The organism is Mesorhizobium sp. CNPSo 4689, assembly GCF_057784325.1.
Genome location: NZ_JBWLUZ010000003.1, coordinates 490,055 through 502,848, shown reverse-complemented (window position 1 = coordinate 502,848; position 12,794 = coordinate 490,055). Strand labels below are relative to the sequence as shown.

Here is a 12,794-nt window from a genome sequence, read left to right as displayed (position 1 = left end):
AATTCTCGCTGTTTCGGAGATTGCGTTCGCCAATTTCAGGATTCAAAACCGTACGACGGCGCCGCGCGTCCTTTCGAACACGCAACGGAAGCTGTAGCATTCTGATTTTGCGCATGATGCTTCCGGAAATCGGCATCGATTTTCGGGCTTATGCGCTGAATTCCGTAGTCTATCAGATGTGGCTTTTGGATAATTGCTGATCATGATTGCCGACGCAGCAAACACGGACATGAAGGGCGACCGCCAGGGCGCTGCAATGGCGGCTGTGCGCGTCGTTCGCCGGCTGCGAGAGGCCGGCGACTGGCAGCGCGAGATGGAGACCATCCTGGAGACACTGTGCCGCGCCATGGATTGCCAGCGCGGCATCCTGTTCCGGTTGCGCGAGCTACCTGGCCAGGGCTTTGCCCAGTCGGTCTCGGCCTACTGGATCGACCCCGACTTCGGCGGCGAACTGGCATCGCCGACGGTCATCATGCAATCGGTCGTCAATTCGGATCCGCTGCTGGAGCGACTGGCCGAGGACGAGCGCCAGGGCAAGGTCTTCGCCGGCCATACGCGCGATCTGGAAGGCTTTCTCAGATCCGACTTCGAAAAGCAGAACATCAAGTCGTTCCTGTCGGTTTCCGTCTTCGCGCACGGCCATCTTTGGGGCACGCTCGCGGTCAACGACTGCGTCGACGAGCGCGACTGGACCGACGAGGAAGAGGCGACGCTGCACATCATCGCGCTCGCCATCGGCGACGCCATCGAGCGCTCGCCCTCGGACGCCCATGCCAGCGAAGTCATCCGCCGTACCATGCTGCAGGCCTCGCTCGACGCCATCATCGTCATCGACGAGACCGGCTCGATCATCGAATTCAATCCAGCCGCCGAAAAGATGTTCGGCTTCCAGCGCTCCGACATACTCGGCAAGGACCTGCTCGATACGGTGGTTCCGGCATATTATCGCAAGGGCTATGCATCGGGCGCCGACTACATGTCGGGCCGCGGCTCGCCGATGGTCGGCCAGCGGCTCGAAACGGTCACCCAGAATGCGGCCGGCGAGGTCTTTCCGATCGAATTGACAGCGACCGAGATGCGGGTCGCCGACCGCCGTCTCATCTTCGGCTCGATCCGCGACCTGCGCGACAAGCTGCGCGCCGAGGAGGAGATCGGTCGTCAGCGCGAGAAACTGCACCAGAACGAGAAGATGGCGGCGATGGGTTCGCTGCTGGCAGGTGTCTCGCATGAGCTGAACAACCCGCTTGCCGTGGTCGTCGCGCAGTCGACGCTTCTGCACGAATTCGCGACCGACCCGCAGACCAAGGTGCGCGCCGAAAAGGTCCGCGCCGCCGCGGAGCGCTGCGGCCGCATCGTCAAGAGCTTCCTGTCGATGGTGCGCCTACATCCGGCGGCACAGGCCGAGACCGATCTCAACCAGGTGATCCGCGCGGCACTCGAAGTGACCGCCTATGGCGCGCGGTCGAGCGGCATAATCATCGACACCGATTTCGCCGCCGGCCCGCTGCTGGCCATGGCCGATGCCGACCACGTGACACAGGTGGCGGCCAATTTCCTGATCAACAGCCAGCATGCTTTGGCCGGCGTCGCGGGCGACCGGCTGATCAAGGTGCGCACATTTCGCAGTGACCGCGGCAATCCCGGCTTTTCGATCGAGGACAACGGACCGGGCGTGCCGGAAGCGATCCGTTCGCGCATCTTCGAATCTTATTTCACCACCAAGCCGGTCGGCGTCGGCACCGGCATCGGCCTGTCGATCTCGAAATCGATCATCGAACGGCACAACGGCAACATCTGGTTCGAGGAAGTCCTGCCGAGGGGTGCCCGCTTCGTCGTCCAGTTGCCGGCGATCGCCGCCGGTGCAGGCGCGGCCGGCGAAAGCCCGGCGCGCTCGAGCGGCCTGCGCCATGCGCTGATCATCGACGACGAGCCCGATGTCGCCGGCTCGCTGTCCGACATTCTGGAGCTGATGGGCTTGAAGTCGAGGGTGGTGGCGGCCTGGACATCGGCAGCCGGGATCCTCGCAGGGCATATGCCGCCCGACATCGTCTTTTCCGACCTGCGCATGCCCGGCACCAGCGGCATCGCCATCTATCGCGAGCTGCTTGCCGAACGGCCTGACCTGGCGCAGCGCTTCGTGCTCGTCACCGGCGACCTGATCGGCGCCAAGGCCGAGATCGAGGCGTTGCCGGCGCCACAGCGCCCGCAAATCCTCGAGAAGCCTTTCAGCACGCTGGACGTCCGCGGCGTGCTCTCGGCCATTGCCGAGCAGGTCGCCGTGGCCGCCGGCTGACCTGTCCTTGGGGTCTGTTGAGATTCAGGTCAGGCCTGGCCGAGAGTGGTGGTTTCCGAGAACCGAAACGGAGCGTACATTTGGGTACGCGAGTATCGGAAGCGCAGGAAACCGCCATTCGCAGGCCGGCCTGAGCTGAATCTCAACAGACCCCAAAAAAAAGAGACTCCCGACCGATGTGCGGCGGGAGCCTGACTGAGCGCTGGAGGTGCGCTCTGGGAGGTCCAAGCATGACCCGAAGACTAGATACCTACTGTCGGATCATGCCTAGCAGAACTCAAAAAACATTCGGCGTGTTGCTCATTGGCGCGGCATTGGCGATCATGCGGACGGCGCGGTCTCTATGCACACCGGACTGGGCGGCAATGACGCGCAGGCAATCCGCGCTCTCGGCGCCCCAGGCCTGGCCCTTGCAGGCAAAATCGATCTCCGGCATCGGCAGCCGCGCCGTCTTGACCGTGGTCGAGGCGCCGTCGATGACGTTGGCTGGCGGATTGAACGAGGCGAAGGCCGGACCGGCCGCCGGCGTGAATGCCATGATTGCGAAGGCGCAGGCGCCCATCATCATGAACATCACCATCGGATGATCGCTGGCGCGCTGGCGCAGTGCCAACTTCGGACGCCTGTCATTGCGTTCCGGCACTTGCCTGCCGCGGTCGCTGTTGGCGTGAACCTTCGTAAACATCGCCGTTCCCTTCGTTTATTTTTGTCTTTGCTATAAAACGAACTTAACCGCGCCTGGTAACGGACGAACGACGCGCAAAGGTTGCCCGTGTAACAGGAACGAAACAAGAGAATCGGGCATATCCGGGCACAACCGGGCAAGCGCCGATGGTCTGTTTCGTTTGCGAAGCTGTTTCATGTGCATGATCAGGATGTTGCCTAGACGGTGATAGCGTTGAGCTATGCCCGGACCTGCCCGGCCAGACTATGAGCAAGATCACACTCCGGGCGGCACTCTGCCGGCGCCGGGGCTTTTTCCTCGGAAATGGGTTCATTTTTCCAGGCGCGGCGCCTGCGAATCCCCGCGCCCGGCGCATCTTCCACAACCGGCGCTAAGGCCCGGAATTTCCGGGATTTTCTCTCGTCGGGCCAGATCCAGGCCTGCACAATTCAGCCATCTTGAAATTTTGGTATTTCCACAAGCCATTGCATTTCAAAGAAAAATATGATTTTATTGAATGAGTATTCAACAAATGAAGAGCCTTTGATGAACCCGCACCTCCGTGACGTGGCGATCCCCAACAATTGGGACCGGCGGGGCCTGCCGGGTTGGAGTTACCACTCCGACGCCCTTCTCGAACTCGAGAGGGAATACGTCTTCCGCAACCACTGGCAGATCGCCGGCCATGTCTCCGACGTGCCGAATGCCGGCGACTATCTGACCATGGATGTGGTCGGCGAGCGGGCGCTGACCGTGCGCGGTAAGGACGGCGTCGTGCGCGCCTTCAACAACATGTGCCGCCACCGCGGCAGCCGCGTCGTCGCCGACAGCCAGGGCACCTGCAAGAACGCTCTGGTCTGCCCCTTCCATGGCTGGGTGTACAATCTTGACGGCACGCTGCGCGGCGCTGCCCGTCCGCGTTCCTTCCCCGATCTCGACAAGACCGAATTCGGCTTGATGCCGCTCGACCTCGAAATCTGGATGGGCTTCATCTTCATCCGCTTCCGCAAGGGTGGCCCGCAGCCCTCCGTGGCCGAATTGCTGAAGCCGATCGAGGCCGAGATGGCCCATTACAATGTCGCCGACATGGTGCCGTCCTGGGGCATCTGGACGCAGAAGTCGCCCGTCAACTGGAAGTCGGTGCGCGATGTCGACAATGAAGGCTACCACGTCGCCATGGCGCATCCGGCGCTGCAGGATCTCTACGGCGCGACCTATTTCGACGAACCGTTCATCAACGGCGTGTCGCGCTCCTTCGCCACCTACAATCCGCATGCCGGGCGGCGCTGGAGCGTGCGGGAATACATCAAGCTCACCCCCGACGCGTCGCATCTGCCGCAGCATCTGCGCAGAGCCTGGATCTATTACGGCATCTTCCCCAACAACGCCCTGTCGATCATGCCGGAATCGGTGCAGTTCTATCAGGAGTTCCCGCTGTCGACCGGCGAGACGCTGCTGCGCGGCGCGATCTACCGCTATCCCGATGAGACCAGGGAGCAGGCGGCGGCACGCTATCTCGCCTACCGCATCGACCGTGACACGATGAACGAAGACGTGCAGCTTTCGGTATGGTCGAACGAATCAATGCTGTCGGAAGCCTTCGAAGGTTTTTACCTCTCCGACCTCGAATACGGCGTGCGCACCCACCACGACCATTTACGCAAGCAGATCCCGGTGCTCGGGCTCGAGACCGCGCCGGAGGAGAAGGACATGTGGGGGCTGAACGACGCGCTGAGGTCGAGGGGGTAGCCTCCCTCTCCCCGTTCTACGGGGAGAGGATGCCGGCAGGCAGGTGAGGGGCAGCGCCGGCTTTTGAGATTATCGCTTTGATCGGACGATAGCTTATGGCGTCGAAGGCCACAGCCAATCACTAGGTTCAGCGCCGCCCCTCATCCGCCCTTCGGGCACCTTCTCCCCGTGGAACGGGGAGAAGGGAGAAATTCACCCTTCAGGGTTTCGTTCGGCGGGCTAAATGTTCATACGTGATTTGCCAAGGGTCACTCTCGGAAGATCTTTCCTCGCCTATCCAATGGAAGCTGTTGGCAGTGATCTCGGTGAAACGCCATCGAGTTTTCAGACCGCGCGAGTCATTGCCGAGCTGGACAATGTCCTTACCTTCGGCCCGCCCGATCTGGCGCGAGTAATCTTGGTTGAGCGGGTCGTTCCATATGATGTGCCAGCCATCGATCCCAGGATCGAAGATGCGCAAAGTCGTGCCATACATCGTCGACGGCGCAGGGCGCTTGGGCCTGATCCAAACGTCCTGAATCGCGCGGCCTCCGAGCACCCAGCCAAAATGGCATTCTCCATCCCATTTCTGGATTGTGCCGTCGTCGAGGTAGTGGACCGAGGCCATTTCCCAGCTTCCAATTAGCCATCCATACAGGTCCATGTCTTTCGCTCGGTCGGCTGGAGGACCTTCGGATCCGAGAGCGGTGAGAAACGGAGAAATCGTCATCGTCATACTGCCTTTCGTTTCCAAGCAGACAGGCTGAACTGCCAGCGCAGCCCGCCGGCCCATTGTCGCGGCCCGCCTGCCTAAACCGCGCCTTGTGGGATTTGGCGACGGAAGCCCGTGTCGGCGCCAGAACATTGCCGCCACAACTTGCAGCGTTGCGGTGTCCAGGGCTTGGGGAAAATTGCTATAATGCCGAGCTGGCCGCCAAGGCGAGCTGCCGATGGGCGTCGACCCCGCAGGGCAATTCACGGCGCTGGCTGAGCCGCGAGCTCGCTGCGCCGCCTGCAAACTGGGCCCACGTCGGCGATCCGGCGCCGCCAACCGATCGCCAAGCGAGTAGCTGCCGGATCGGACAGCGCCGCTCCTCTTCCCGTAGAACGCGAAGAACGGAAAGAAGGGAATTACCCCTGCCAAACCCCTTCCTTCCTCAGATCGTCCATCGTGCGTGAAATGCCTTCGCGCAGGATCGCCACCATGTCGTCGATCTGCTCGCGCGAAATGATCAGCGGTGGCGACATCACACACATGTTGATCAGCGGCCGGACCAGCAAGCCGAGCTCATGGCAATGTGCGTCGATGCGCTTGCCGACGTCCTTGTCGAGCTTCAGCGGATCCTTGCTTTCGCGATCGGCGACGCATTCGACGCAGCCCATCAGCCCCATGCCGCGCACCTCCCCGACCAAAGGAAGTTCCTCCAACGTCTTCAGCTGCGCCTGGAAATAGGGCGCGACCTCGCGCGTATGGGCAAGCACGCTCTCCTCGAGGATATCGAGGTTCTTCAGCGCCACCGCGCAGCCGATCGGATGACTGGTGTAGGTCAGACCATGGCCGAACAGCGCGTCGGGGTGGTTCGAGCGGCGCAGTTCCTGCAAAATCCGCTCCGAGATGATGACGCCGCCGAGCGGGAAATAGCCTGATGTGACGCCCTTGGCGAAGGTGATCATGTCGGGGTCGATGCCGAACATTTCGCCGGAGGCAAAGACGTGGCCGAGCCGGCCGAAGCCAGTCACCACCTCGTCGGAGATGTAGAGGATGCCGTGGTCGCGGCAGATTTCGCGGATGCGCTTCAGGTAGCCATCCGGCGGCACCACGACGCCGCCCGAGGCCTGCACCGGCTCGCCGACGAAGGCGCCGATCCTGTCGGCGCCGATGCGCGCGACCGTGTCGCGGAACTGATCGACCAGGAAATCGGTGAACGCCTCTATGCTCATGCCTTGCGGCCGGCGGAACGGATCCGGCGAAGAGAGCTTCACGACCAGTTCGTCGGCGCCATCCATCCAGTGGCGGTCGCGCGGGCGGCCATTGAGCGAGGCCGACAGATAGGTCGAGCCGTGATAGGCGTCGCCGCGGCTGAGGATCAGCTTCTTTTCCGGCCGCCCCCGCACATTGTTGTAGAACTGCATGAAGCGCAGTGCCGTCTCCACCGCCGAGGACCCGCCGGTGGTGAAGAAGACATGGCTGAGATCGCCCGGCGCATGACCGGCGATGCGCATGGCAAGCTCCGCCGATGGCGCGTTCATCGTGTACCACGGCGTGTTGTAGGACAGCGCCATCGCCTGGTCGTACATCACCTTGGCCAGTTCCTCGCGGCGGTGGCCGACATTGATGCACCACATGCCGGCCGGTCCGTCGATCAGCCTTTTGCCCGATGCGTCGGTGATGTAGATGCCCTCGCCCTCGCCGATCAGCGCGCGCGCCTCGGTGCCGACCGAGCCGGCGAACGGCCAGGGCTGGACGAGATGGCGCTTGGCCAGTTCGACGGCGTCGACATCGGCATCGGCCGTTTCCTTCGCCTTCAGGTCTCTTGCAGCCGCCATCTTCGCCTCACATGCTCTCGTGACAATTTTCAGCGGACACGAAGTCAAGCTCCAAGCCTTGGGAAAAGCGGCTTTCTTCACTTCATTTTGAATGTCCGTTCAATCAATATTACAGAAATAGCGCTTGATTTCAATCGCCGGATGCGCGCATGATGAAAGAAAGCCAGCAAGCAAGGAGCGCGCCGCAAATCGTGCTCCTTGCATAAAATTGGGAACAGGCGACCGGCGCCAACAATGGGATGAGCATGGCAGGACAGTCCGAGCCAGCAAACGAGATCACGCCGGGGGCGCTGCAATGACGGCGGCTGCCGAGGGGTCGCCTGCACGGCGCATGACACGGGCCAGGCGAAACGCCCTTCTGCAGTCCGAACCCGTCCAGGGCTTTGCCCTGATCAGCCCCACCTTCCTCTATGCCCTCATTCTTCTGGTCCTGCCGATCCTGGTGGTCATCGCTCACTCCTTCTGGACGCAGAACTATCTCACCATCGACCGAACCTTCACGCTGGAGAACTACCGCATCGCGCTGACCGAGCCGATCTATCGCGACCTGCTCTGGCGCTCTCTCTACATCTCGCTGATGGTGAGCTTCTTCACGGGCGTGCTCGCCTACCCGATCGCCTACTTCATCTCGTTCCATGGCGGCCGCCATAAGAGCCTGTGGCTGTTCCTGATCACCATCCCATTCTGGACCAGCTACCTGCTGCGCGTGATGTCGTGGAAGGTCATCCTCGGCTACAATGGCGTGCTCAATTCCGGCCTGATGGGCCTCGGCATCATCGACGAACCATCGACGGCCCTGCTCTACAATTCGACCGCCGTCATCATCACGCTGACCCATGCCTGGGCGGCCTTCGCCATCCTGCCGATCTTTGTGTCATTGGAAAAAGTCGACCGCACGCTGGTCGAGGCGGCCAAGGACCTCGGCGACGGTCCGCTCCGTTCCTTCCTGCGCGTGACACTGCCGCTGTCGGTGCCAGGTATCATCTCGGCGGCACTCATCGTCATGATCCCGACGGTCGGCGACTATGGCACACCGAAGCTTGTCGGCGGCAAGGACGGCGTCATGATCGCCAACGCCATCCAGGCGCAGTTCGGCAAGGCGTCGAACTGGCCGCTGGGCGCGGCACTTTCCGTCACCACCATGGTGATCGTGACGCTGATCGCCGGCGCCATGGTGCTGATCATCCGCGCCGCGCAGAGGCTGGCGCGATGACGGCGTTGCGGCGTTTCCGGCCGGGCGGTGGCTGGCTGTCGGTCTATGCCTTCCTTTACGTGGTGTTCCTCTATCTGCCGGTCATCTTCCTGCCGATCTTCTCGATCAACACCGCAGCAACGCCGAAATTCCCGCTCTCCGGCCTCACCCTCAAATGGTACGAGGACCTGCCGCGCACGCCGGCACTGCTCGACGCCGCCTGGAACAGCCTGGTCGTCGGCGTCTCGGCGTCCATCCTCGCCACCGTCTTCGGCATCCTCGCCGCCCGCTCCATCACCCGCTACCGCTACCCCGGCCGCCGCGCCATCAACGGCCTGATCATGGCGCCCCTGGTGCTGCCGGAAGTCATCGTCGCCATCTCGATGCTGCTGGTGATGCTGCAGCTCGGCCTCAGCCTGTCGCTGCTCACCGTCGTGCTCGGCCATGTCCTAGTCTGCATCCCCTATTCGATGACGGTGCTGACTTCCGGCTTCGAGGGCTTCGACCGCAGCCTGGAAGAGGCCTCCGCCGATCTCGGCGAGAGCGCCTTCGGTACCTTCCGGCGGGTGACGCTGCCGATGGTGGCGCCAGCGATCATCTCCAGCCTGCTGGTCAGCTTCACCATCTCGCTCGACGAGTTCATCATCGCCTTCTTCCTGACCGGCACTGATGCGACGCTGCCGATCTACATCTGGGGCCAGCTGCGTTTCGCATCAAAGCTGCCCGGCGTGCTGGCGTTGGGCACGCTTCTGCTGGTCGCCTCTTTCCTGCTGATGACCGTTGCCGAAATCCTGCGCCGCCGCGCGGCCAGGCGCACACAGAACGAGGGAGGCCTCTATGCCTGAGCAGTCCCAGGCCGCCCGGCCTCATCAATCCGAACGGCCCCCGCTTTCCGAACGACCCATGATCGAGATCCGCAACGTCACCCGCAGCTATGGCGCCTTCAAGGCGTTGGACGATGCCACGCTGACCATCAAGGAAGGCGAGTTCTTCTCGCTGCTCGGCCCATCCGGCTGCGGCAAGACCACGCTGCTGCGCATGATCGCCGGCTTCGACAATCCGACCACCGGCTCGATCGCCGTCGGCGGCCAGCCGATGGGAGGCATCCCGGCCAACCGCCGGCCGACCAACATGGTGTTCCAGAGCTATGCGATCTTTCCGCATCTCAATGTCGAGCAGAATGTCGCCTACGGGCTGAAGCGGCTGAGGCTAGAGGGGACGGAGGAAAAGCGCCGCGTCGAGGAGGCGCTGGCGCAGGTGTCGCTGACCGGCCTCGGCAAGCGTCTGGCTACCGAACTCTCCGGCGGCCAGCGCCAGCGCGTGGCACTTGCTCGCGCCTTGGTGATGCGGCCCAAAGTGCTGCTGCTCGACGAGCCGCTGTCGGCGCTGGACAAGAAACTGCGCGAGCAGATGCAGGTCGAGCTGCGCCGCCTGCAGCAGGCGGTCGGCATCACCTTCGCGCTGGTCACACATGACCAGTATGAGGCGCTGGCCATGTCGGATCGCATCGCCGTGATGTTCGGCGGCAAGATCGCGCAGGTCGCCTCGCCCAAGGAGATCTACCAGCGGCCGGTCAATCGCCAAGTGGCCGACTTCCTCGGCGGCATGAATTTCGTCAAGGCCGAGATCGTCGAGGAGAACGGCGCCTCCTTGGTCGTCGACACGCTGGGCTTCGGCCGCGTCAAAACCGACAAGCCGAAGGCCTTTGTCCGCAATGGTGGAGCCGCCACGCTCGGCATAAGGCCGGAGCGCCTGCGCGTGCTGTGGGACGATGCCACGGCGAAATTCGAAGTCGCCGGCAAGGTGGTCGAGCGCCACTATTTCGGCGAGATCACCCATCTGATCGTCGAGATCCCTGGGCTGGAAAAGCCGCTCTCGGTGACCGAGACCAATGATTTCGGTGCCGACGACATCCCGGTCGGTACCTCGATCCGCCTGGCTTACGATCCCGAAGCCCTGGTGGCGATGGCGGATTGAAACTCTCCGATGATCCTTCGCGCTGCGATGCGGCCCGCGACGATCGCGCCCTCGACATAGCCAGGAAATGACGGCGACACTTCCGACGCTGCGAAATGGACGGGCGGCGCGCCGGCCAGGATCGTGCGTTCGGCATCCGTCGCCGTGGTGACGACAATAAGGTCGCTGTAGGCGCCACCGCTCCAGCGATCATGCGTCCAGTCGCGCTGGTTGAAATCGAGGATATCGGACGCGTCCGGACCGAGCGCTTCCTCCAGCCTTGCCGTCACTTCGGCGCGCAGCGCTGCATCGCTGAACTCGCGCCAGCGCAGCGCAAGCGGTCCGCCGACGAAGACGACGAGCGCGGCATGGTCGGCATCCTTGCTGGTGTCACAGGCAAACAGTCCCGGCCGGTCGCGCCACATCACCATGCCGCTCAAGCCGCGGTCGCGCCAGAATGGAGTTGCGTAGCGCACGAGGATTTTGATCACCGCGCCGCTCTCCCAAACGTCCAGCGCCCTCTTCAAGTTGACCGGCAGAGATGGTGCGAAATCGAGTTTCGCAGCTGTCGCCGGCGGCAGCGCGACCAGGACCTGGCGCGCTTCGATCGCGCCGCTGGCCGAGATAACACGGACGCCTTTCGCCCCGTGCCCGATCTGCGTCACAGGCTCATTCAGCCGCAGCCGGCCGCCGAGGTCGCCGGCCAGATCATCGGCCAGCGATTGCATGGTTTCACGCAAAGAATACTGCAGCTCCGGCACCTCGTTAGTGATCCGGCGGTCATTGTCGATCAGATGCCAGAGCGGGACCTTCTCCAGCGCCAGGCACCACAGGCCTTCGATCATCGACCGAAAGGCTGCCTTGGCATCGGCGGTATCGTTCTGGCGGTCGAGCCAGGCTGCAACGGTCAGGCCGGCAATCGCGGGATCGTCAGGCGCGATGGCATTCATGCGCTCGCGGATCGCCATCGCAGCGACATAGGTCCGCTCGGCCTCCTGCGGTGACATTGACGGCCGCGCGATGAAATCGCCCTCGACATAGGTCGCGGCCAGCGTCTTGCCGCGCGCCTCGACCAAAGCCATTAGTTCCGGCATGTCCTCGCACAGGAACTGGCCGCCGCTGTCGATGCGTTCGCCAAGACCGTTCAAGGTAGCCTCGACTCGCCCACCGACACGGTCGCGCGCTTCGAGCAGCAGGAAATCGATGCCGGCTTTGTTCAATTCGAGCGCGGCCGACAGGCCGGTGAAGCCGGCGCCGACGATGACGACGCCGGTTCTTTCGATCTTTCTGCTCAATAGCCAGCCTTGATCTTCTCGAACTCGGCGATCATCTTGAGCTTGAGATCGGAGGGCACAGGCGACTGGAACAGCGTCTTGTCGACGAATTTCTGCACGTCGTCATAGCCCTTTTCCTTCAGCATCGCCTGGTCGACGCCGGCCATGCCCTTGGCGTTAGCCTGGCCATAGCCCCAATCCTTGACCAGCACCTTGGCGGTTTCCGGATCGTTGATGGCGTTCAGATAGTCATAGGCCTTGTCGACACTATCTGGCGCATCCTTGAACAGCACATAGCCGCAGACCCAAGTCGAGATACCCTCGGCGGTGTCCTTCTTGGCCTTGATCGGCACGCCGGCGGCGACCGACTGCACCGTGGCGTCATTCCAAGCCCAGGCGAGATCGACCTCGCCACCGCTCAGCTGCTGGACGATGTCGGTGGTATCGGTCCAGTAGGAACGGATATTCTTGTGCACCTGGCGCAGGAAGTCGGATGCCTGCTTGAACTGGTCGTCCGTCATCTTGGTCCAGTCCTTGAGCCCGATGGCGAGGCTGGCCAGCGCATAGGCATCGTCGACATTGTCGCCGATCGAAACCTTACCCTTGACCTTGGGATCGGCGAAGGCGTTGAGCGACTGCACGTCCTTCTCGTCGACCTTGTCGGAATTGTAGGTGAGCTGCGTGTTGCCCCAATCCCAGGGCATGAACCAGGCCTTGCCGTCGGCGGTGGTGGCAAGATCCTTCATCGCCATGATGCCGGGATTGAGGTCCTTCCAGCCCGTGATCTTCGAGGGATCGAGCGGCTGCAGCAGCCCTGCCTCACGCCATTTCACCACGCTCTGCGAACAGGGATGACCAAGGTCGGCCTTGAAGCCGGAGCGGACCTTCTCGAACGCCTCGTCCTCGTCGCCGAAGAAGGTGAATGTCGGCGAGTCGCCGTTCTTCTCGACATATTTCGGGTGGAAGCTGGGGTCTTCGTAACCGGACCAGTCGAACACGATCAGGTCCTTGTCGGCGGCAACGGCGAGCGCCGCCGCCGAAGCCGCAAGCGTTGCACCCAGTGCCAATGTCAGTGTCAGGCGTCGGCTGAGTATCTTCATTGCTGTTCCATCCTCTTTTTGGTTGTTGATGCCGGCTTGA

At 62.6% G+C, this 12,794-nt stretch carries 10 protein-coding genes; 5 read left to right on the top strand and 5 right to left on the bottom strand.

All coding sequences use genetic code 11. From position 1 onward, the window contains the following. The first annotated feature begins 202 nt into the window (after positions 1–202). Positions 203–2,293 carry a PAS domain S-box protein gene (locus AC04SI_RS07550; protein WP_404283672.1) on the top strand — a complete coding sequence of 697 codons (2,091 nt, stop codon included), beginning with the start codon at positions 203–205 and terminating at the stop codon, positions 2,291–2,293. 277 nt (positions 2,294–2,570) lie between these two features. Here the strand turns inward: AC04SI_RS07550 and AC04SI_RS07545 are convergent, their stop codons facing one another. Further along, the gene (locus AC04SI_RS07545; RefSeq protein ID WP_404283673.1) at positions 2,571–2,978 is read right to left on the bottom strand and encodes a hypothetical protein; all 408 of its coding nucleotides are present in this window, start codon (positions 2,976–2,978) and stop codon (positions 2,571–2,573) included. 525 nt (positions 2,979–3,503) lie between these two features. Here AC04SI_RS07545 and AC04SI_RS07540 point away from each other — a divergent pair. Further along, positions 3,504–4,706, top strand: a complete 1,203-nt coding sequence (locus tag AC04SI_RS07540; RefSeq protein ID WP_404283675.1) for an aromatic ring-hydroxylating oxygenase subunit alpha — start codon at positions 3,504–3,506, stop codon at positions 4,704–4,706. 199 nt (positions 4,707–4,905) lie between these two features. On the opposite strand, the gene AC04SI_RS07535 is transcribed toward AC04SI_RS07540, so the two are convergent. Continuing rightward, positions 4,906–5,421, bottom strand: coding sequence for a hypothetical protein (locus AC04SI_RS07535; RefSeq protein WP_404283677.1), 516 nt, complete (start codon positions 5,419–5,421; stop codon positions 4,906–4,908). A 395-nt stretch (positions 5,422–5,816) separates the two neighbouring features. Then, positions 5,817–7,232 carry an aminotransferase gene (locus tag AC04SI_RS07530; RefSeq protein ID WP_488474056.1) on the bottom strand — a complete coding sequence of 472 codons (1,416 nt, stop codon included), beginning with the start codon at positions 7,230–7,232 and terminating at the stop codon, positions 5,817–5,819. A 295-nt stretch (positions 7,233–7,527) separates the two neighbouring features. Here AC04SI_RS07530 and AC04SI_RS07525 point away from each other — a divergent pair, with 295 nt between their 5' ends. From AC04SI_RS07525 to AC04SI_RS07515, 3 genes are read left to right on the top strand one after another with little or no spacing between them, the layout of a single operon-like run. After that, positions 7,528–8,445, top strand: a complete 918-nt coding sequence (locus AC04SI_RS07525; protein WP_488474055.1) for an ABC transporter permease — start codon at positions 7,528–7,530, stop codon at positions 8,443–8,445. Further along, positions 8,442–9,269, top strand: coding sequence for an ABC transporter permease (locus AC04SI_RS07520; protein WP_404283682.1), 828 nt, complete (start codon positions 8,442–8,444; stop codon positions 9,267–9,269). Before AC04SI_RS07525 ends, AC04SI_RS07520 begins: the two co-directional genes overlap by 4 nt. Positions 9,270–9,327: 58 nt before the next feature. Further along, positions 9,328–10,401: an ABC transporter ATP-binding protein gene (locus AC04SI_RS07515; RefSeq protein ID WP_488474054.1), complete on the top strand. Its 1,074-nt coding sequence runs from the start codon at positions 9,328–9,330 to the stop codon at positions 10,399–10,401. Here AC04SI_RS07515 and AC04SI_RS07510 read toward each other — a convergent pair. After that, a complete protein-coding gene (locus AC04SI_RS07510; RefSeq protein WP_404283686.1) occupies positions 10,365–11,675 on the bottom strand; it encodes a flavin monoamine oxidase family protein in 1,311 nt (436 codons plus the stop codon). The genes AC04SI_RS07515 and AC04SI_RS07510 overlap by 37 nt on opposite strands. Then, positions 11,672–12,754 (bottom strand): ABC transporter substrate-binding protein, encoded by a 1,083-nt coding sequence (locus AC04SI_RS07505; RefSeq protein WP_488474053.1) that lies wholly within the window; start codon positions 12,752–12,754, stop codon positions 11,672–11,674. The genes AC04SI_RS07510 and AC04SI_RS07505 overlap by 4 nt, the downstream gene beginning before the upstream one ends. Between the last annotated feature and the right edge of the window lie 40 nt (positions 12,755–12,794).